The organism is Streptomyces sp. SD31 (assembly GCF_052068475.1).
Lineage (GTDB): Bacteria > Actinomycetota > Actinomycetes > Streptomycetales > Streptomycetaceae > Streptomyces.
In genome coordinates this window covers 1-19,755 of the sequence record NZ_JBQHCX010000016.1, presented here as the reverse complement: position 1 = coordinate 19,755, position 19,755 = coordinate 1, and the positions used below count along the sequence as shown (strand labels likewise).

Below are 19,755 nucleotides of genomic sequence, written 5' to 3'. Positions count from 1 at the left end.
GCTGGTGCGGGCGACCGGGAGGGACGGGGCCCCGCGTCGCGGCCTCTACGAGGCTCACGAGGGTCTCGCACGTGTCTACGAGGCTATCCCCGCGCCCGCCGCGCGAATGCGGAGGGCCTTCGCCCCGCGCTCGGTGGCGAGGAGGAGGATGCCGTCGGGGGACAGGTCGACCGCGGTGAAGGGTGTGTCGGAGATCAGCGCGGCCACGACCTCCTGATCCGCCCGGTCCCAGACACGCAGGTAGTCGGCGCCGCGGCTCAGGCCCAGCGGGGCGGCGGCACGTTCCTCCTCCGTGGGGCGAAGAACCTGCTCGGGATCGGCGTCGCCGAGGTCATCAGGCTGTACGAGGCCACGGACGAGCACCGCGGAACCGGACTCCTCGCCGGGCGCACCGACCGGCCGTGCGCCAGGTGTGCCCGCGGGTACGACCAGCACGGCGACCGGGGTGGCAGGTCCCTCGGGGTGAGGCAGGCTGCCGACGGTCACGGCGCTGACGCCGGGCACGGACAGGCTCCACAGGGTCTGCCAGGGCAGATCCAGGCCGAGTCGCTGGTGAATCGCCTCGGCGTACTCCGGCAGGCCGTCCTCGACGAACGCGGTCTCCAGCAGGGCGGCACGCAGTCTGGTGGGCGCCTGGGTGCGGGTCAGCAGGGGTGCCGTACGCAGGTACGTACGGGCCGGTGCGCCGAGTTTCTCAGCCGGTACGGCCTCGATGGCGGCGCGCAGGGGCACCGGGTCGGCGTGGACGAACAGCGCGGGATCCGTGAGGAGTTGGGGCAGCAGTCCGGCTTCCAGGGTGTGGCCGGCGATGTGGTCGCGTACGTAGGGGTCGGCCTTGCTCCAGTCCTGCTCCGGCACAGCCTCCAGCAGGGCCATCGCGATCTGGGTCTGAGCAGCGGCGACGTTCGGCAGACCGGCGCGGATCTCATCACCGAGGGCCGGGTGCAGCAGCCGCAGCAGCGTGCGCCCGCCTTCCCCCTGCTCGCCCTCTGCCGCGCCCCCTTCCGGTTCCGCTTCCTGCTCCTCGGGCTGCACGAAGGGCCCGGCGAGCAGCATCCCGCCCGCGATGGCCTGGCTCATGTCCTGCCCGGCGACCGCGCTCGCCAGCCGCGCCCACAGCTGGACCGGTATGCCGTCGGCCTCGGCCAGGGCAAGCGGCGCCAGCAGGGACCGCAGCGTCCGCGGGTCGGCGCCGAGTCGCTCGGCATGCAGGTCCAGCGCCTCCCCGATAGAGGTCGGCAAGTGCCTCTCGTCGGCCGGGTCGAAGCCCTCCGGAGCCATCAGGATGCAGTTGACGGCGAGTTGGACGACCAGCGGACTGGTCCCGGCCCGGCGACCGATGGCCGCTCCCAGAGCGAGGCGGGCGGCGGGATCCACGGTGAACGGCAGCTCGGGCGCCCCGAACTCCGGGTTCAGCGCCGCCTGCGCGTGCAGCACCAGACCCTCGGGGTCGGCCCACTCCGGCTCGTCGAGATCGATGATCTGCACGGTGCCCGACGGCAGACCCTCGGCCAACTCGGCGACCAGCGGGCGCGGCACCTCGGCCAGCAGCCGGACCGTCTCCGTGACGGCCAGGGGGACGAGCACCTCCCGTACGAGCCGTGCGGGCTCGCCCGCTGCCCGTACCGGACCGGCGCGGTCGACGTCCGGTACGACGACGGTCACCGGTTCGTCGAGTGCGGCCAGCTCGGCGTACACCCCCCGGGTGCTGGTGGCGTCGAGTTCGTAGTGGTCGGCGAGCAGCCACAGGACCTGGGCCGCGGTCAATCCCTCAGGGGCCGGTACCGCCGGGGCCGGCAGCTCCGGCGGCACCGTCGACGGGTCCATCTCGTCCAGCGGCAGCTGCTTGCGGTACTCCGGCTCACACAGCATCAGGAAGCCGGTGAGCAACCGCGAACGCCCGCTGCCGGAGCCGCCGGTGACCACCACCACGCGCGGAGCGCCGGGCGCGGCCCCGCGCCAAGCGGTGAGCGCACGCAGTGCGGCGGCCCGGCCGCCTATGTGGGGGTGCGGTGCGTAGTCCTCGGTCGAGCCGGTCATGGGTCCCCGTCCTCCGCTGTCGCGGACGCCTTCGCGTACGACCCTGATCTTAGGCGCCGAGCCGGGCCCGGGGGCGAGTGGACGACCCCTTTGCGAACGCCGAAGGCGACCCCCGAAGCCGACCTACTCCGCCACCACCCCACCATTGCGCGGCGTCGGCTCCAGGTCGAACTCCCCGTCCCGCGCCCCGAGTACGAACGCCCGCCACTCCGCCTCGGTGTACCGCAGCACGGTGGCGGGGTCCAGGGACGACCGCATGGCCACCGCCCCCTCGGGCAGGTACGCGATCTCGACGCGCTCCTCGTGCTCCTCGGTACCGGGCGCGCAGTGCCACTCGACTCCCGAGATGTCGAGGGCGTAGAGCTCGTCCCGCTCCCGTTCCTTACGCGCCTTGATGTCCTCGGCCTGAGTCGCGACCTCGTTGTCCCGTGCCTCGGTCATGCTGCTGGGCCTCTTCCTGACGTGCGAACGAAGTGTGTGTCTCACCCTACTGGCGCGGGTGGACCGCCACAGGTGCGTTGCGGATCAGGTGGCCGGCTCAGGTGACCGGCTCAGGTGACCGGCTCAGGCGGCAGGCCTCAGGTCGCGGGCCGGGTGTGGATCTCGCCGTACGCGACCCCGGGCGGCATCTTCACCTGGCCGTCGTACTGGGCCATCGTGTCCTTCCAGATGGCGTCCTGTGCGGCCTCGTTCTGCTCGTGGGCGACGCCCATCTTGGCCAAGGCGGCCCCCATCCCGGCGATCCGCTCCGCCAGGCTGCCCATCGAGTCGTACATGCCGTCGCGCAAACCCTCGTAGACGACTCCGAACTTCTCGCCGATGTCGTCGTCACCCCACGGCGGGGTGTCGCCCTTCTCGAGGGCGCCCAGCCCGGTCGTGAGCGTCTTCACGGCCTTGGCGAACTCCACGCCCGTGTTGAACAGGTGGAATCCCTCGGTCTTCAGTACCTCAGGATCGGAGTCCATGTAGTCCGACGGCACAACTGCCCCCCGTGGCTCGTCATTTCTGTCGCGACTCCACCTTAACGGCGGCGCCCGGACGATACCCAGTCCCCACGGGCACCCGGCCCCGCGGACAACGAAGAGGGGCGGCACCCAAGCGGGTACCGCCCCTCCGGCCGGACCGATCGTCGAGCCGCCGCCGCTCAGAACCGAGTCGGCAGCCACCCCGTCTGAATCAGCTGCCCACCGCGGCGGCGCGTGTGGAAGTACCCACGGCCGGGCGGCAGTTGGGTCGCCGTGATGTTGCCCAGCAGCGCGCCCTCCGCGCGGTCGCCGGAGAGCACGATGCCCTGGGCGCCGAGCTCGCGCAGGCGCTGCATCACCGGCTCGTACAGCGACCGGCTGGCACCGCCCGAGGCGCGCGCGATGATGATGCGCAGGCCGACGTCACGGGCGAACGGCAGGTACTCCAGGAGCGGGGCCAGCGGGTTCACGCCGGTCGCCACCAGGTCGTAGTCGTCGATGATGACGAACGCGTCCGGGCTGCTGTACCAGCTGCGGTTGCGCAGCTGCTCGGGTGTCACGTCCGGGCCCGGCATACGGCGGCTGAGCGAGCCGGCCAGGCCCTCCAGCGTCTCCGACAGGGCCGGCGCCGAGGCGCAGTAGCGCGACAGGTGCGTCTCCGGGACGCCCTCCAGGTGGGCGCGCCGGTAGTCACCCATGACGATCTTCGCCTGGTCCGGCGTGTACCGCTCACAGATCTGCTTGATGAGCAGCCGCAGCATCGCGGACTTACCGGACTCGCTCTCACCGAACACGATGAAGTGCGGGTCCGTCTCGAAGTCGACGAAGACCGGCGAGAGCGACGACTCGTCGATGCCGATGGCGACACCGCGGTCGGGGTGCTCGAAGCCCTTGGGCAGCCGGTCCGACGGCAGCATGGTGGGCAGCAGTCGTACGGCGGGAGCGTGGTTGCCCTGCCAGTTGTCGTTGATGCCGCGGATGAGGATCGACTGCGCCTCGGACAGGTCCTCCGTCTCCGAGGAGCCGTCCACGCGGGGCAGCGCCGCCATGAAGTGCAGCTTGTCCTGGGTCAGACCACGGCCCGGGACGGTGGCGGGCACGTTCTGAGCGACCTTGCGGTCGATCTCCGACTCCGTCGGGTCACCGAGCCTGAGCTCGATGCGGTTCTGCAGCATGTCCTTGAGCGCGGGCCGCACTTCGGTGTAGCGGCTCGCCGTCAGGATCACGTGCACACCGAAGCCGAGGCCACGCGTGGCGATCTCGGTGACGGTGGCCTCGAGCATCTCGTAGTCCGTTTTGAACGTGGCCCAGCCGTCGATGACGAGGAAGACGTCACCCCAGGGCTGGTCGGGCAGCTGCCCCGCGTTCCGGCGCTGACGGTAGGTCTGGATCGAGTCGACGTTGTTCGCGCGGAAGTACTCCTCGCGCGCGTTGAGGATCCCCTCGACCTCGCTGACCGTGCGACGCACCTTCTCGGCGTCGAGACGGTTGGCGACCCCGCCGACGTGCGCCAGCTCCTCCATCGAGATCAGACCGCCACCACCGAAGTCCAGGCAGTAGAACTGCACTTCGGACGGCGTGTGGGTGAGGGCGAACGACGAGATGAGCGAGCGCAGCAGCGTCGACTTGCCGGACTGCGGACCACCGACGAACAGACCGTGACCCGCACCGCCCGAGAAGTCCCGGTACAGCACGTCACGCCGCTGCTCGAACGGCTTGTCCACCAGACCGACCGGCACGTTGAGCCGGCCGAGCGCCGTGTAGTCGGGCGCGGTGAGACCGCGCTCCGGGCTGACGGCGAGCTGGGGGAGGAGCTGCTCCAGCGAGGGCGCCTCGTCCAGCGGGGGCAGCCACACCTGGTGGGCGGGCGGGCCCTGGTTGATCATGCGGCCGACGAGCACGTCCAGGACGGTGTCGGCGAGCGCGTCGTCCACCCGGTTGTCGGGCTCCGGCTCCTCGATCACCGGCTGCGGGGGCAGCGCCACGTGCTCCGCCGAGAACAGCGCGGGCCGCAGCTGAGTGGAGCGGTGCACCCGGGACGGGCCTTCGCCGTGGTACGGCCCCGACACGTACGCCGCCTTGAAGCGGACCATGGTGTCGGTGTCGTACCGCAGATAGCCGGAGCCGGGGATCGACGGCAGGTGATAGGCGTCCGGGACACCGATCGCCGTACGGGACTCGGCGGCGGAGAACGTACGCAGACCGATCCGGTACGACAGGTAGGTGTCCAGGCCGCGCAGCTTGCCCTCTTCGAGGCGCTGCGAGGCCAGCAGCAGGTGGATGCCGAGCGATCGGCCGATACGGCCGATCTGGATGAACATGTCGATGAAGTCCGGCTTGGCCGTGAGGAGTTCGGAGAACTCGTCGAGCACGATCACCAGCGAGGCCATCGGCTCCAGCGCGGCGCCCGCGGCCCGGGCCTTCTCGTAGTCGTGCAGGTTGGCGTAGTTGCCGGCCGAGCGCAGCAGCTCCTGGCGGCGCTGCGTCTCACCCATGATCGAGTCGCGCATGCGGTCGACGAGGGTGAGGTCGTCGGCGAGGTTGGTGATGACGGCCGCGGTGTGCGGCATGTCCGCCATGCCGGCGAAGGTCGCACCACCCTTGAAGTCCGCGAGGATGAAGTTCAGCGTCTCCGAGGAGTGCGTCACCGCGAGACCGAGCACCAGCGTACGCAGCACCTCGGACTTACCGGAACCGGTGGCGCCGACGCACAGACCGTGCGGGCCCATGCCCTCCTGCGAGGCCTCCTTGAGGTCCAGCATGACCGGCTCGCCGTTCTCGCCGACGCCGATAGGCACCCGCAGCCGCTCGTGCAGCGTGCGCGGACGCCAGGTGCGGGAGACATCGACCGTCCCCGCGTCGCCGATGCCCATGAGGTCGGTGAAGTCCAGGTTGGACAGGAGGGGTTCACCCTCCTCCGCCGAGCCGACCCGGAACGGGGCCAACTGCCGCGCCAGGGACTCGGCCTGCGCCGGGTTGAGCACGTCGGGCTTGCCGGTGTACGCCGACTCGTGGCCGACGAACAGCCGCATCCGGTCAGGCTTCACATAGGCCGTCAGACCGGCGCGCAGCTCCTCCTCCAGTTCGCCGGGGGCGATCTCCAGGAAGGTGACGCCCTGGAGGCCTTCGGCGCCGGCGAGTTCGGAGTCCGGTGGCACGGTGCCGCCGTCGAGCACCACGATCAGGTGCGGCTGGTCGTAGACGGGGGTCGCCTCACGGTTCCAGCGGGGGCGGTCGTCCAACTGGTCCGCGAGCGCCTCCTCCAGCTCGCCGAGGTCGTCGAAGAGGAGCCGGGCCGAGCCCGCCCCGTCCTTCGCCTTCGGGTGCTGGCTGTGCGGCAGCCACTTGATCCAGTCCCAGTCCGTCGCCGCGGAGGGATGTGCCACCACGGCGATCATCAGGTCCTCGGGCGAGTGCAGCGTCGCCAGCTGGGACAGGGTCGCGCGGGCGTTGCCGTAGACCGTGTCGGTCTCTCCACAGATCGTCACGTGGTAGAAGGCACGCAGCGAGATGGAGACGGGCAGGTCGTGCAGGCTGCCGTGCGCGTCGAGGAAGGCCTTCATGGCCGCCGCGGTCAGCGGCTCCAACTCGTCCTTGGGAGCCGTCTCCGGCGCGACGAGCGGAGTGTTCAGCTGCTGGGTGCCGCGGCCGATCCGTACGGAGGCGAAGTCCGCGTCGACCGGGCGCCGCTCCCACAGCCGCTTGCTGTCGGCCGCCACCGCCCAGAGCTGCTCCGGGTCGGGATGCTGGAACAGCTGGCTGCGCCGCTGCAGTTCAGCGGTCTTGTGCACGTCCTTGCGGACCTGCTCGAGATAGCGGAAGTAGTCCCGCCGGTCCTGGGCCATGCCGGCGCCGGGCCCCTGGCGGGCCTTGGCGAACTGGGCGATCATCATGGCCAGGGTCGAGGCGAGCATGAGCCCGCCGACGACCTTCATGTAGGACTGGCCGGCTGTGAAGAAGAAGGCGACGGAACCAAGCATGCCCATCATGGGCAGCATGTTCATCAGCATGCTGTCGTCGCCCTCGCGCGGAATCTCGGGCGGCGTCTCGAGTTTGACCTCGCCGTCCGGGACGGCCGGTGGCACTGTCCGCGGTGGTCGTTTGATGATGACGACGCTCACCGATGCACTCATCCTTCGCGATTGATACGTGATACGTCCTGGCACCGACGCCCCCGTGTACCGCGACGTGTTCTCGTTCGCGTAGGCGTCGTTCGCGTAGGCGTCGATCCTACTGATGCGCTCAGTGCCCGAGTGAGGCAGGCGGATGGAGATGCGGCGCAGGTCCTGGGAGGAATGGGGGAGGTAGGTCCTGTGGCCGGTACGGCAACGGATATGGTGGCGCTCCGCGTCGTACGAGCGGCGTGAGGAAGCCTTGTCTAGCAGGGGGAACACCAGGTGAGCACGGGGACTTCGACAGGTTTCTGCCGAATCACCATCGCAGCACCGGACAGCCGTGTAGATGTCGCGCTGCCGGAGGACCTGCCGATCCAGGACCTCTTTCCCGAGATCATCAGGCTCTCGGGCCTGGTCCAGTCGGACGCCAGCCCCGCCGGTTATCACCTTGTGACCCGCGAGGGCCAAGTGCTCGACGCGAGCCGTTCGTTGCTCGAGCACCGCGTCAGGGACGGCGAGGTGCTGCTGCTGCGCACCTTCGCCGATTCGCTGCCACCGGCCGTCCACGACGACGTGGTGGACGCGATCGCCGCCGCGGTCAAGCAGGACATGCGCAGCTGGAACGACAACCTGATGCGGGTCGCCGGCCTCGTCGCGGGGTCGCTGCTGCTGATCATGCTCGGCTTCGTCTTCTGGTTCGCGGACCCGATCCGGCACGACATGCACGGCCTCCAGGGCATCCTCGCCGGCGTGACCGCGCTCGCCCTGACGGCACTCGCCGGCGTACGGGCCCGGGTGTACGACGACCGCGGCTCCGCCGTCGCGCTCGGCATCTCGGCGCTGCCGCACGCGCTCATCGCGGGTTCCGGCGCCATCGCCCAGGACCCGGGCGAAGGCCCCGGCCGGATCCAGTTCCTCGTCGGCTGCGTTGCCGTACTGCTCTTCTCCGTCGTACTGATCATGCTGCTGCCGCAGGGCGACGCCCCGTTCGTGGCCGCCGCACTGGCCTCCGCGATCGGCACGCTCGCCGTGTTCTGCGGGGTGCTCACCGAGGCGCAGCCGCGCGAGATCGCCGCCGGTACCTCGGTCGTCGCTCTCGCGGTCGTCGGCTTCCTGCCCGGCTGGTCGGCCCGCTTCGCCAAGCTGCCGATCGGCTTCCGCAACCCCGAGGACCTGGCCCGTGCCCGTCGCGAGGGCAATGAGGGCGACCTCGAGGCCGTCGACGTCCAGCGCATCGTCGCCCAGACCAGCCGCGGCCACGAACTGCTGCTCGGCCTGGTCGGTGGCTGCGCCGCCGTCATCATCGGCGCGGGCGGCGCGGTGCTCGGCTTCAGCAGCAGCGGCTGGGCCCAGCTGCTGGCTCTGTGCACCGGCCTCGCCGCGATGCTGCGGGCCCGCCTGTTCCGCTACACCGCCCAGGTGACCTGCCTGTTCGTGGCCGGTGTCGTCACCCTCGCCCTGCTGGTCCTCGGCCTCGCGATCTCGCCCCCGGCCGACATCATCATGGAACTGCTCCGGAACAACTCCGGCCCGGTCAACGTACGGACCCTGTGGCTCGGCGCCTCGGTCGGCGTCGGCGTGCTGCTCCTGATCGCGATCGCCCTGATCGTGCCGAAGAAGGGGCTCTCCCCCTTCTGGGGCCGCATGCTCGACCTCGCCGACTCGCTGGTGCTGCTGTCCCTGGTCCCGATCTGCCTGGCCGTCCTCGACATCTACGCCAAGGTCCGCGGCGGTCTCTGACCGGCGCGGCGCCGCCGGGGACCGCCTGTCAAGGGCGCGCCTGCGTGCTGGTACGCTGTGTGACGGCCGTTTGTGTACGCGCCTCCGGGTTCGCCTGGGGGACGCGCCCAGCGGATCCCCGCCTCCCGAGTAACGGAAGCTCCCCCGAGACAAAGACCGGGGGCACTCGGTGGCCACTCAAAGACTACGAGGAGTACGCGTGCCGCTCGACGCCGCTACGAAGAAGCAGATCATCACCGAGTTCGGTCAGAAGGAAGGCGACACCGGCTCTCCCGAGGTCCAGGTCGCCATGCTTTCGCGCCGGATCTCGGACCTGACCGAGCACCTCAAGACCCACAAGCACGACCACCACTCCCGTCGTGGTCTGCTGATCCTGGTCGGTCAGCGTCGCCGCCTTCTCCAGTACCTGGCGAAGAAGGACATCCAGCGCTTCCGTACGCTGGTCGACCGCCTCGGCATCCGCCGTGGTGCGGCGGGCGCCAAGTAAGACGCCGTGAGGGGAGCGGTTCCCGGAGAGATCGGGAGCCGCTCCCTTTGCTGTACGTGCGGAACGTCAACCGTGCGTGCGGAAACATGCGGAGTGTCACACACGCTTTGTAGTGTGGTAGCACAACGCAATACGGACGACACAGCACGACAAGAAGAGGAGAAGCGCGCCTAGCCGCCGCCGGTCCTCGGTAGTGGCCCCCGGGGGAAGTGAGCCCCGGGTGCTTCGATCGAAGACCGGCCCGCACCGCACGGAGCGCTTCTCCGCCACCGTCCCCCTGCCACACGGGCAGCGACGGGACAAAAGACGACAAGTAACGGAGAAAACGCTAGTGGAGAACGAGACCCACTACGCCGAGGCCGTCATCGACAACGGCTCCTTCGGCACCCGCACCATCCGCTTCGAGACGGGCCGCCTGGCCAAGCAGGCCGCCGGCTCCGCCGTGGCGTACCTGGACGACGACACCATGGTGCTGTCGGCCACCACCGCCTCCAAGAACCCCAAGGACCAGCTCGACTTCTTCCCCCTGACGGTGGACGTCGAGGAGCGGATGTACGCCGCCGGCAAGATCCCCGGCAGCTTCTTCCGCCGTGAGGGCCGCCCCTCCGAGGACGCCATCCTCACCTGCCGCCTCATCGACCGCCCGCTGCGCCCGTCCTTCAAGAAGGGCCTGCGCAACGAGATCCAGGTCGTCGCCACCATCATGGCGCTCAACCCCGACCACCTGTACGACGTCGTGGCGATCAACGCCGCCTCCGCGTCCACGCAGCTGGCCGGTCTGCCCTTCTCCGGCCCGATCGGCGGCGTCCGCGTCGCGCTGATCAACGGCCAGTGGGTGGCCTTCCCGACGCACACCGAGCTCGAGGATGCCGTCTTCGACATGGTCGTCGCGGGCCGCACCCTGGAGGACGGCGACGTCGCGATCATGATGGTCGAGGCCGAGGCCACCGAGAAGACCATCCAGCTGGTCAAGGGCGGCGCCGAGGCCCCGACCGAGGAGGTCGTCGCCGCCGGTCTCGAGGCCGCGAAGCCCTTCATCAAGGTCCTGTGCAAGGCCCAGGCCGACCTCGCCGCGAAGGCCGCCAAGCCGACCGGCGAGTTCCCGATCTTCCTGGACTACCAGGACGACGTCCTCGAGGCCCTCACCGCCGCCGTCAAGCCGGAGCTCGCCTCCGCGCTGACCATCGCCGGCAAGCAGGAGCGCGAGTCCGAGCTGGACCGCGTCAAGGCGCTCGCCGCCGAGAAGCTCCTGCCGGAGTTCGAGGGCCGCGAGAAGGAGATCTCCGCCGCGTACCGCTCGCTGACCAAGACCCTGGTCCGTGAGCGCGTCATCAAGGAGAAGAAGCGCATCGACGGCCGTGGCGTGACGGACATCCGCACGCTCGCCGCCGAGGTCGAGGCCATCCCGCGCGTGCACGGTTCCGCGGTGTTCGAGCGTGGCGAGACCCAGATCCTGGGCGTCACCACCCTCAACATGCTCCGCATGGAGCAGCAGCTGGACACCCTCTCCCCGGTGACCCGCAAGCGCTACATGCACAACTACAACTTCCCGCCGTACTCCACCGGCGAGACCGGCCGCGTCGGCTCCCCGAAGCGCCGCGAGATCGGCCACGGCGCCCTCGCCGAGCGCGCCCTCGTGCCGGTCCTGCCGACGCGCGAGGAGTTCCCCTACGCGATCCGCCAGGTCTCCGAGGCGCTGAGCTCCAACGGCTCGACGTCCATGGGCTCGGTCTGCGCCTCCACCATGTCGCTGCTGAACGCCGGTGTGCCGCTGAAGGCCCCCGTCGCCGGTATCGCCATGGGCCTGATCTCCCAGGAGATCGAGGGCGAGACGCACTACGTCACCCTCACCGACATCCTCGGTGCGGAGGACGCCTTCGGCGACATGGACTTCAAGGTCGCCGGCACCAAGGAGTTCGTGACCGCCCTCCAGCTCGACACCAAGCTGGACGGCATCCCGGCCTCCGTCCTGGCCGCCGCCCTGAAGCAGGCCCGTGACGCCCGCCTCCACATCCTCGACGTGATGATGGAAGCGATCGACACGCCGGACGAGATGTCCCCGAACGCGCCGCGGATCATCACCGTGAAGATCCCGGTCGACAAGATCGGTGAGGTCATCGGCCCCAAGGGCAAGATGATCAACCAGATCCAGGAGGACACCGGCGCCGAGATCACGATCGAGGACGACGGCACCATCTACATCGGTGCCTCCGACGGCCCGGCCGCCGAGGCCGCCCGCACCACGATCAACTCGATCGCCAACCCGACGATGCCGGAGGTCGGCGAGCGCTACCTGGGCACGGTCGTGAAGACGACCACCTTCGGTGCGTTCGTCTCGCTGCTCCCGGGCAAGGACGGTCTGCTGCACATCTCGCAGATCCGCAAGCTGGCCGGCGGCAAGCGCGTGGAGAACGTCGAAGACGTGCTCGGCGTGGGCGCCAAGGTCCAGGTCGAGATCGCCGAGATCGACTCCCGCGGCAAGCTCTCCCTGATCCCCGTGATCGAGGGTGAAGAGGACGCTTCCGAGGACAAGGACGACACCGACAAGTGACGTCGAGTAGCTCCACGGCGACGGCCCGCACCTCTTCGGAGGCGCGGGCCGTCGCCCGTACCCAAACTCTCATCAAGGGCATCAACGGCATCGGCACGGTCCGCAAGACGACCCTCCCGGGCGGCCTGCGCATCGTCACCGAGACCCTGCCCTCGGTCCGCTCCGCGACCTTCGGCATCTGGGCGCACGTCGGCTCCCGCGACGAGACCCCGGCTCTGAACGGCGCCACGCACTACCTGGAGCACCTGCTCTTCAAGGGCACCGCCCGCAGGTCCGCCCTCGACATCTCCTCCGCCATCGACGCCGTCGGCGGCGAGATGAACGCGTTCACGGCGAAGGAGTACACGTGCTACTACGCGCGCGTGCTCGACGCCGACCTGCCGCTCGCGATCGACGTCGTCTGCGACATGCTGACGGGCTCCCTCATCCTCGAAGAGGACGTCAACGTCGAGCGGGGCGCCATCCTCGAAGAGATCGCCATGACCGAGGACGACCCGGGCGACTGTGTGCACGACCTGTTCGCACACACCATGTTCGGCGACAACCCCCTCGGCCGCCCGGTCCTCGGCACGGTCGACACGGTCAACGCCCTCACCGCCGACCGCATCCGCCGCTTCTACAAAAAGCACTACGACCCCACCCACCTGGTCGTGGCGGCCGCGGGCAACATCGACCACAACAAGGTCGTACGACAGGTCCGCGCGGCCTTCGAGAAGGCGGGCGCCCTCAAGAACCTGGACGCCACGCCCATCGGCCCGCGCGAGGGCCGCCGCGCCCTGCGCACCGCGGGCCGCGTCGAGCTCATCGGCCGCAAGACCGAGCAGGCCCATGTCGTCCTCGGCATGCCCGGCCTGTCCCGCACGGACGAGCGCCGCTGGGCCCTGGGCGTCCTGAACACGGCGCTGGGCGGCGGTATGTCCTCCCGCCTGTTCCAGGAGGTCCGCGAGAAGCGCGGCCTGGCCTACAGCGTGTACTCGTACACCTCCGGTTTCGCCGACTGCGGCCTGTTCGGCGTGTACGCGGGCTGCAGGCCCTCGCAGGTCCACGACGTGCTGAAGATCTGCCGCGACGAACTCGACCACGTCGCCGAGCACGGCCTGTCCGACGACGAGATCGGCCGCGCCATCGGCCAGCTCCGCGGCTCCACGGTCCTCGGACTGGAGGACACCGGCGCGCTGATGAACCGCATCGGCAAGAGCGAGCTGTGCTGGGGCGAGCAGATGTCCGTCGACGACATGCTGGCCCGGATAGCGGACGTGACCCCGGACGACGTCCGCTCGGTCGCCCGCGAGATCCTGGGACAGCGGCCCTCGCTGTCGGTCATCGGCCCGCTGAAGGACAAGCAGGCGTCCCGGCTGCACGACGCGGTCGCCTGACCATCCCCTGGTGAAGGAAGCACAAGAGATGAGCAAGCTGCGCGTGGCGGTCCTCGGTGCCAAGGGCCGCATCGGCTCCGAGGCCGTACGGGCGATCGAGGCCGCCGAGGACATGGAGCTGGTCGCCGCCCTGAGCCGGGGCGACAAGCTGGAGACCCTGGCGGAGACGGGCGCCCAGGTCGCCGTCGAACTGACCACGCCGGACTCGGTGATGGCCAACCTCGACTACTGCGTGGGCCACGGCATTCACGCCGTCGTCGGTACGACGGGCTGGACCGACGAGCGCCTCGCGCAGCTGAAGGGCTGGCTGGCCGAGTCCCCGCAGACCGGTGTGCTCATCGCGCCGAACTTCTCCATCGGGGCCGTCCTGACGATGAAGTTCGCGCAGATCGCCGCGCCCTACTTCGAGTCGGTCGAGGTGGTCGAGCTGCACCACCCGAAGAAGGTGGACGCCCCGTCCGGCACCGCCACCCGCACCGCCCAGCTCATCGCGGAGGCCCGCCGCGCCGCCGGCACGGCCCCCGCGCCGGACGCCACGGAGACCGCCCTCGACGGCGCGCGCGGCGCCAGCGTCGACGGGATCCCGGTGCACGCCGTCCGCCTGCGTGGCCTCCTGGCCCACCAGGAGGTCCTCCTCGGCGGCGAGGGCGAGACCCTCACGGTCCGCCATGACTCCCTCCACCACAGCAGCTTCATGCCGGGCATCCTGCTCGGCGCGCGCCGCGTGGTCACCACTCCGGGCCTGACCTTCGGCCTGGAGCACTTCCTGGACCTCGGCTGACACGAGACTCACCGATGCGCGCGAAACTCTCCTACGCCATAACGGCCGCCGTCCTGGTCGTCTACTTCGTCCTGGTCGGCAGCCGCGGCGTGATGCTCATCCAGTCCGGCACGGTGCTCACCGTCACCTTCGGCGTGGCGGTGCTGATCCTGCCGGTGATCGGCGTGTGGTTCCTGTGGAAGAACACCCAGTTCGTCCGCAGGGCCAACGCGCTGGCCGCCGAACTCGACGCCGAGGGCGGCCTGCCCGTCGACGAGCTGAAGCGCACCCCCAGCGGCCGTATCGACCGCGACTCGGCCGACGAGGTCTTCGCCCGGCGCAAGGCCGAGACGGAGGCGGCCCCCGAGGACTGGCGCAGCTGGTTCCGCCTCGCCATCGCCTACCACGACGCCCGCGACACCCCGCGTGCCCGCAGGGCGATGCAACGGGCCATCGCCCTGCACGACGGCAGGACCGTCGAGGCCTGAGCCCGGAGACAGCCGCCCAAGCCCTGCGGTGACTCCTCAGCCGTACACCGAAGGGGCCGGCCCGCACTCACCGCGGACCGGCCCCTTCGGCGTACCTGTCGGGCTCAGCCGCGCGTGTTCTCCGCAGCCCACGCCTCGACCGCGTCGGTGGCCCGGTCGAACGCCGCGACCCGCCCCAGGAAGTCCGCATTGTGCGTGGTCATCAGCGTCGGCATGTCATCCGCCGCCCCATCCCGCCGTACGAGCATCAGCGCCTGCCCCTGCACGGTGCGCGGCAACCCCAGCCAGCGCACCGGCTGCTGCACCGTCCGCACGGCGACGACCTGCTCCCAGGGCACCGTACGTGTGACGAGGAAGCCCACCCGGCGCAGCCCGTGCGCGCTCACCCACACACCCATCCGCAGCAGCCGCAGGGCACCGGCGATGACGAGCAGCGCGATACCGAAGACGACACCGGCCTCGGTCAGCGTCCCGGTCAGGGCGATGATGACGGCCGCGAACAGCACATACGAGGCGAGCAGCAACCACAGCGCCGCAACGCCCACCCGGCACGGCCCGGGACGGTAAGGACGCCGCCAGCGGTCACGGTCGTCGAAGGGCAGCGCGACGTCATCGGCTGCCTCGAATGCGCGGTCGGCCGTCAGGAAGGGCAGGGGCACGGCTGGTCCTCACTCAATCCATGCTTGGGCTGTGCCCGGTGAGGTTATCGACCGGTGTCCCTGCTCACCACCCTTGGGGGGCCATGGGGGTACCTCCCACGCCATTCAGGCAGTGGGGGAGGAGTCAGCGCCCCTGGGAGGCCTGTGACTGCTGAGTCGGCGTGGCGGTGTCGGTGGACAGCGCCGGCATGCCGACCACCAGCGAGCCGACCAGCGCGGCGACGATGGTGAGGCCCAGCAGCCAGTGCCCGGCTATCTGACCTGCGGACGCCCGCTCACGAGGTGGGGGAGTGACATCACTGCGGAACCTGTCGGCCTCGGCAAGAAAGGCGAACGGGACGGGCTCGCGCCGACGGAACATGGGTGGTGCGTCTCCCCTCGGGATCGAAAGAATCACTGTCATCAACACAGACGAGCGAGTGCCCCAAAAGGTGCCCGGTTTCACCGATTTCCTTCGGTCCCGCCAGCGAACGTCCCGTTTGGTGGGCCGTAGAGTGGCGTCGCCAAGAGACGAGATGGGAAGGACCCTCCGAACCGTGACCCCCACCCCCGACGACGATTTCAAGATCGATCTGCGCAGCGATGTCACCGTCGAACTGGTCAAACACAGCGCGGCCGACTCCGACGTGCTGTTCGCGGCCCGGGTGTCGACCGTCGGGGAGCAGTCCCTGGATGAGTTGAACAAGGACCCGGAACGGTCGAAGGGCCTGATCAACTACCTCATGCGGGACCGGCACGGCAGCCCGTTCGAGCACAACTCCATGACGTTCTTCATCAGTGCCCCGATCTTCGTCTTCCGCGAGTTCATGCGGCACCGCGTCGGCTGGTCGTACAACGAGGAGTCCGGCCGGTACAGGGAGCTGCAGCCGGTCTTCTACGTGCCGGACGCCTCGCGCAAGCTCGTCCAGCAGGGCCGACCCGGCAAGTACGTGTTCGTCGAGGGCACCCCCGAGCAGCACGAGTTCGTGCAGCACGCCATGGAGGAGTCGTACCGCCAGGCGTACCAGACGTACCAGGAGATGCTCGCGCAGGGCGTCGCCCGCGAGGTCGCCCGCGCTGTCCTCCCGGTCGGCCTGTTCTCCTCGATGTACGCCACGTGCAACGCCCGCTCCCTGATGCACTTCCTCGGTCTGCGTACCCAGCACGAGCTGGCCAAGGTCCCGTCCTTCCCGCAGCGGGAGATCGAGATGGTCGGCGAGAAGATGGAGGCGGAGTGGGCCAAGCTCATGCCGCTGACGTACGCCGCCTTCAATGCGAACGGTCGTGTGGCGCCGTAACGCACCCAGGTTCCCCGGCCGGGCAGGGCCGCACGGCCCAGCCTCACAAGGTGTCCGTATTGCGGCATTTAGAGAAGTTCATCTAGCCTGATCAAACGGACCCGGCACTGCTTGAACCCCCGAGCAGGCAGTGCCGGGCTCCATCTTTGTCCGGACTTTTCCGAACCCCCCGAGGGCAGACCAGGCCGTGCGCAACGAGTAGCGTGTAACCCATGGCTCCGACCTCCACTCCGCAGACCCCCTTCGGGCGGGTCCTCACCGCCATGATCACGCCCTTCACGGCGGACGGCGCACTCGACCTCGACGGCGCGCAGCGGCTCGCCACGCACCTGGTGGACGCAGGCAACGACGGCCTGATCATCAACGGCACCACCGGTGAGTCGCCCACCACCAGCGACGCGGAGAAATCGGACCTCGTACGAGCGGTACTGGAGGCCGTCGGCGACCGAGCCCACGTCGTGGCCGGCGTCGGCACCAACGACACCCACCACAGCCTCGAGCTCGCCCGCACAGCGGAGAAGGTGGGCGCACACGGCCTCCTGGTCGTCACGCCGTACTACAACAAGCCCCCTCAGGAGGGCCTGTACCGGCACTTCAAGGCCATCGCCGACGTCACCGAGCTGCCGGTCATGCTCTACGACATCCCCGGCCGCAGCGGCGTCCCGATCAACACCGAGACGATCGTCCGCCTCGCCGAGCACCCGCGGATCGTCGCCAACAAGGACGCCAAGGGCGACCTCGGCCGCGCCAGCTGGGCCATCGCCCGCTCCGGCCTCGCCTGGTACTCCGGCGACGACATGCTGAACCTGCCGCTGCTCTCCGTGGGCGCGGTCGGCTTCGTCTCGGTCGTCGGCCACGTGGTCACCCCGGACCTGCGCGCGCTCGTCGAGGCATACGTCTCCGGCGACGTCCAGAAGGCCACCGAGATCCACCAGAAGCTGCTCCCGGTCTACACCGGCATGTTCCGCACCCAGGGCGTCATGACCACCAAGGCCGCGCTCGCCCTCCAGGGCCTGCCGGCCGGACCGCTGCGCGCCCCCATGGCGGAGTGCTCACCCGAGGAGATCGAGCAGCTCAAGATCGATCTTGCTGCGGGCGGGGTACAGCTCTAGCACCAGACTTCGCGCGCCCGGGGCGCGCACCAGACTTCACAACTGAATAAGCGGGCCACCGGTGCCTGCACCCCACAACGACAACTGCTTCTGCACGAACGTCACGCGCGCCACGTGCCCGACCGGTACGTGGCGCGCGTGGTGAGGAGAGTCTTTTGAGTCATCCGCATCCTGAACTCAGCGCGCCCCCGCCGCTCCCCGCGGGCGGCCTGCGGGTCACCCCGCTCGGCGGCCTCGGCGAAATCGGCCGAAACATGACGGTCTTCGAGTACGGCGGTCGCCTGTTGATCGTCGACTGCGGAGTGCTCTTCCCAGAGGAGGAGCAACCCGGAATCGACCTGATCCTGCCGGACTTCTCGTCCATCCGGGACCGCCTCGACGACATCGAGGGCATCGTCCTCACCCATGGCCACGAGGACCACATCGGCGGCGTCCCCTTCCTCCTCCGCGAGAAGCCGGACATCCCGCTGATCGGCTCCAAGCTGACCCTCGCCCTCATCGAGGCCAAGCTCCAGGAGCACCGCATCCGCCCGTACACCCTCGAGGTGGTGGAGGGGAACCGCGAGCGCATCGGCCCCTTCGACTGCGAGTTCGTCGCGGTCAACCACTCCATCCCGGACGCCCTGGCGGTAGCCATCCGCACACCCGCCGGCATGGTGGTCCACACCGGCGACTTCAAGATGGACCAGCTCCCGCTGGACAACCGCCTGACCGACCTGCACGCGTTCGCACGGCTGAGCGAGGAAGGCATCGACCTCCTCCTCTCCGACTCCACGAACGCCGAGGTCCCGGGGTTCGTTCCGCCCGAGCGCGACATCTCCAACGTCCTGCGACAGGTTTTCGCGGGCGCCCGCAAGCGGATCATCGTGGCCAGCTTCGCCAGCCACATCCACCGCATCCAGCAGATCCTCGACGCCGCCCACGAGTACGGCCGCCGGGTCGCCTTCGTCGGCCGCTCGATGGTCCGCAACATGGGCATCGCCAGGGACCTGGGCTACCTGAAGGTCCCCCCGGGCCTGGTGGTGGACGTCAAGACGCTCGACGACCTCCCGGACAGCGAGGTCGTGCTGGTCTGCACGGGCTCGCAGGGCGAGCCGATGGCAGCCCTGTCGAGGATGGCGAACAGGGACCACCAGATCCGGATCGTCCATGGCGACACCGTGATCCTGGCGTCCTCCCTGATCCCCGGTAACGAGAACGCGGTCTACCGGGTCATCAACGGCCTGACCCGCTGGGGCGCGAACGTCGTCCACAAGGGCAACGCCAAGGTCCACGTCTCGGGCCACGCCTCGGCCGGCGAGCTGCTGTACTTCTACAACATCTGCCGCCCGAAGAACCTGATGCCCGTGCACGGCGAATGGCGCCACCTGCGCGCCAACGCCGAACTGGGCGCCCTGACCGGCGTTCCGCACGACCGGATCGTGATCGCCGAGGACGGCGTGGCCGTCGACCTCATCGAGGGCAAGGCGAAGATCTCCGGCAAGGTGCAGGCGGGCTACGTGTACGTCGACGGTCTCTCGGTCGGCGACGTGGGCGAACCGGCGCTCAAGGACCGCAAGATCCTGGGCGACGAGGGCATCATCTCGGTCTTCGTGGTGATGGACTCCTCCACCGGCAAGATCACCGGCGGCCCGCACATTCAGGCCCGCGGCTCCGGCATCGAGGACACCGCCTTCGGGGACGTCATCCCGAAGATCACGGAGACGCTGGAGCGATCGGCGCAGGACGGTGTGGTCGAACCCCACCAGCTGCAGCAGTTGGTGCGCCGCACCCTGGGCAAGTGGGTCTCGGACACGTATCGACGCAGGCCGATGATCCTCCCTGTCGTGGTGGAGGTCTGACGGCCCGTCGGACGCACGACCGTTTGAACCCGGAGCGGGGCGCCTCGATTTGCATCGGGGCGCCCCGCTCCAGTACGTTTACGGCTCCGCCCGAACGGGAACCCGGCCACCTCGTGCGCCGGAACCAGTCCCCGAAGGGGGCGGGAATTCCGACTCAGAATCTCTGATAAAGTCGGAGCCGCCGGAAAGGGAAACGCGAAAGCGAGAACCTGGAAAGCACCGAGGAAATCGGATCGAGAAAAGATCTGATAGAGTCGGAAACGCAAGACCGAAGGGAAGCGCCCGGAGGAAAGCCCGAGAGGGTGAGTACAAAGGAAGCGTCCGTTCCTTGAGAACTCAACAGC

Annotated in this window: 15 protein-coding genes; 9 read left to right on the top strand and 6 right to left on the bottom strand. The window is 69.4% G+C overall.

The annotated features are described in order from the left end of the window. Positions 1–75: 75 nt before the first annotated feature. The 4 genes from ACTMVF_RS30295 to eccCa all read right to left on the bottom strand — a co-directional run bounded on the left by ACTMVF_RS30295 (position 76) and on the right by eccCa (position 7,126). Positions 76–2,040 carry an ATP-binding protein gene (locus tag ACTMVF_RS30295; protein ID WP_441274288.1) on the bottom strand — a complete coding sequence of 655 codons (1,965 nt, stop codon included), beginning with the start codon at positions 2,038–2,040 and terminating at the stop codon, positions 76–78. 123 nt (positions 2,041–2,163) lie between these two features. After that, complete coding sequence (locus ACTMVF_RS30290) at positions 2,164–2,481, bottom strand: DUF397 domain-containing protein (RefSeq protein ID WP_441274287.1); 318 nt, start codon at positions 2,479–2,481, stop codon at positions 2,164–2,166. Positions 2,482–2,618: 137 nt separating this feature from the next. Further along, on the bottom strand, positions 2,619–3,005 hold the full coding sequence (locus ACTMVF_RS30285; RefSeq protein WP_441274286.1) for a hypothetical protein: 387 nt from the start codon (positions 3,003–3,005) through the stop codon (positions 2,619–2,621). 179 nt (positions 3,006–3,184) lie between these two features. Next, positions 3,185–7,126 (bottom strand): type VII secretion protein EccCa, encoded by a 3,942-nt coding sequence (eccCa, locus tag ACTMVF_RS30280; protein ID WP_441274285.1) that lies wholly within the window; start codon positions 7,124–7,126, stop codon positions 3,185–3,187. 276 nt (positions 7,127–7,402) lie between these two features. Between eccCa and eccD the strand changes: the two genes are divergently transcribed. From eccD to ACTMVF_RS30250, 6 genes are all read left to right on the top strand, one after another. Continuing rightward, positions 7,403–8,860, top strand: a complete 1,458-nt coding sequence (gene eccD / locus ACTMVF_RS30275; RefSeq protein WP_441274284.1) for a type VII secretion integral membrane protein EccD — start codon at positions 7,403–7,405, stop codon at positions 8,858–8,860. A gap of 199 nt (positions 8,861–9,059) precedes the next feature. After that, complete coding sequence (rpsO, locus tag ACTMVF_RS30270; protein WP_062701899.1) at positions 9,060–9,347, top strand: 30S ribosomal protein S15; 288 nt, start codon at positions 9,060–9,062, stop codon at positions 9,345–9,347. A gap of 331 nt (positions 9,348–9,678) precedes the next feature. Continuing rightward, positions 9,679–11,898 (top strand): polyribonucleotide nucleotidyltransferase, encoded by a 2,220-nt coding sequence (locus ACTMVF_RS30265; RefSeq protein WP_441274283.1) that lies wholly within the window; start codon positions 9,679–9,681, stop codon positions 11,896–11,898. Then, entirely contained in the window at positions 11,895–13,274 is a 1,380-nt protein-coding gene (locus tag ACTMVF_RS30260) for a M16 family metallopeptidase (RefSeq protein ID WP_441274282.1), read from the top strand. Before ACTMVF_RS30265 ends, ACTMVF_RS30260 begins: the two co-directional genes overlap by 4 nt. A 28-nt stretch (positions 13,275–13,302) precedes the next feature. After that, positions 13,303–14,055 carry a 4-hydroxy-tetrahydrodipicolinate reductase gene (gene dapB, locus ACTMVF_RS30255; protein ID WP_441274281.1) on the top strand — a complete coding sequence of 251 codons (753 nt, stop codon included), beginning with the start codon at positions 13,303–13,305 and terminating at the stop codon, positions 14,053–14,055. A gap of 14 nt (positions 14,056–14,069) precedes the next feature. Then, positions 14,070–14,522 (top strand): hypothetical protein, encoded by a 453-nt coding sequence (locus ACTMVF_RS30250; protein ID WP_441274280.1) that lies wholly within the window; start codon positions 14,070–14,072, stop codon positions 14,520–14,522. Positions 14,523–14,626: 104 nt separating this feature from the next. Here ACTMVF_RS30250 and ACTMVF_RS30245 read toward each other — a convergent pair whose 3' ends face one another. Both ACTMVF_RS30245 and ACTMVF_RS30240 read right to left on the bottom strand, forming a co-directional pair. After that, positions 14,627–15,181 (bottom strand): hypothetical protein, encoded by a 555-nt coding sequence (locus tag ACTMVF_RS30245; RefSeq protein ID WP_441274279.1) that lies wholly within the window; start codon positions 15,179–15,181, stop codon positions 14,627–14,629. Positions 15,182–15,305: 124 nt separating this feature from the next. Next, positions 15,306–15,542, bottom strand: coding sequence for a hypothetical protein (locus tag ACTMVF_RS30240; protein WP_441274278.1), 237 nt, complete (start codon positions 15,540–15,542; stop codon positions 15,306–15,308). A 175-nt stretch (positions 15,543–15,717) separates the two neighbouring features. Here ACTMVF_RS30240 and thyX point away from each other — a divergent pair, with 175 nt between their 5' ends. The 3 genes from thyX (at position 15,718) to ACTMVF_RS30225 (ending at position 19,411) form a co-directional block, all read left to right on the top strand. Continuing rightward, the gene (gene thyX / locus ACTMVF_RS30235) at positions 15,718–16,458 is read left to right on the top strand and encodes an FAD-dependent thymidylate synthase (RefSeq protein WP_441274277.1); all 741 of its coding nucleotides are present in this window, start codon (positions 15,718–15,720) and stop codon (positions 16,456–16,458) included. A 212-nt stretch (positions 16,459–16,670) separates the two neighbouring features. Next, entirely contained in the window at positions 16,671–17,570 is a 900-nt protein-coding gene (gene dapA, locus ACTMVF_RS30230) for a 4-hydroxy-tetrahydrodipicolinate synthase (RefSeq protein WP_441274276.1), read from the top strand. A gap of 155 nt (positions 17,571–17,725) precedes the next feature. Beyond that, entirely contained in the window at positions 17,726–19,411 is a 1,686-nt protein-coding gene (locus ACTMVF_RS30225; RefSeq protein ID WP_441274275.1) for a ribonuclease J, read from the top strand. Positions 19,412–19,755 lie beyond the last annotated feature (344 nt).

Bases quoted from the DNA above. Each gene is read 5' to 3' on its own strand.
- ACTMVF_RS30290 (WP_441274287.1), bottom strand. From the start codon at position 2,481: ATGACCGAGGCACGGGACAACGAGGTCGCGACTCAGGCCGAGGACATC.
- ACTMVF_RS30295 (WP_441274288.1), bottom strand. From the start codon at position 2,040: ATGACCGGCTCGACCGAGGACTACGCACCGCACCCCCACATAGGCGGC.
- ACTMVF_RS30250 (WP_441274280.1), top strand. From the start codon at position 14,070: ATGCGCGCGAAACTCTCCTACGCCATAACGGCCGCCGTCCTGGTCGTC.
- dapA (WP_441274276.1), top strand. From the start codon at position 16,671: ATGGCTCCGACCTCCACTCCGCAGACCCCCTTCGGGCGGGTCCTCACC.
- ACTMVF_RS30240 (WP_441274278.1), bottom strand. From the start codon at position 15,542: ATGTTCCGTCGGCGCGAGCCCGTCCCGTTCGCCTTTCTTGCCGAGGCC.
- dapB (WP_441274281.1), top strand. From the start codon at position 13,303: ATGAGCAAGCTGCGCGTGGCGGTCCTCGGTGCCAAGGGCCGCATCGGC.
- ACTMVF_RS30285 (WP_441274286.1), bottom strand. From the start codon at position 3,005: ATGGACTCCGATCCTGAGGTACTGAAGACCGAGGGATTCCACCTGTTC.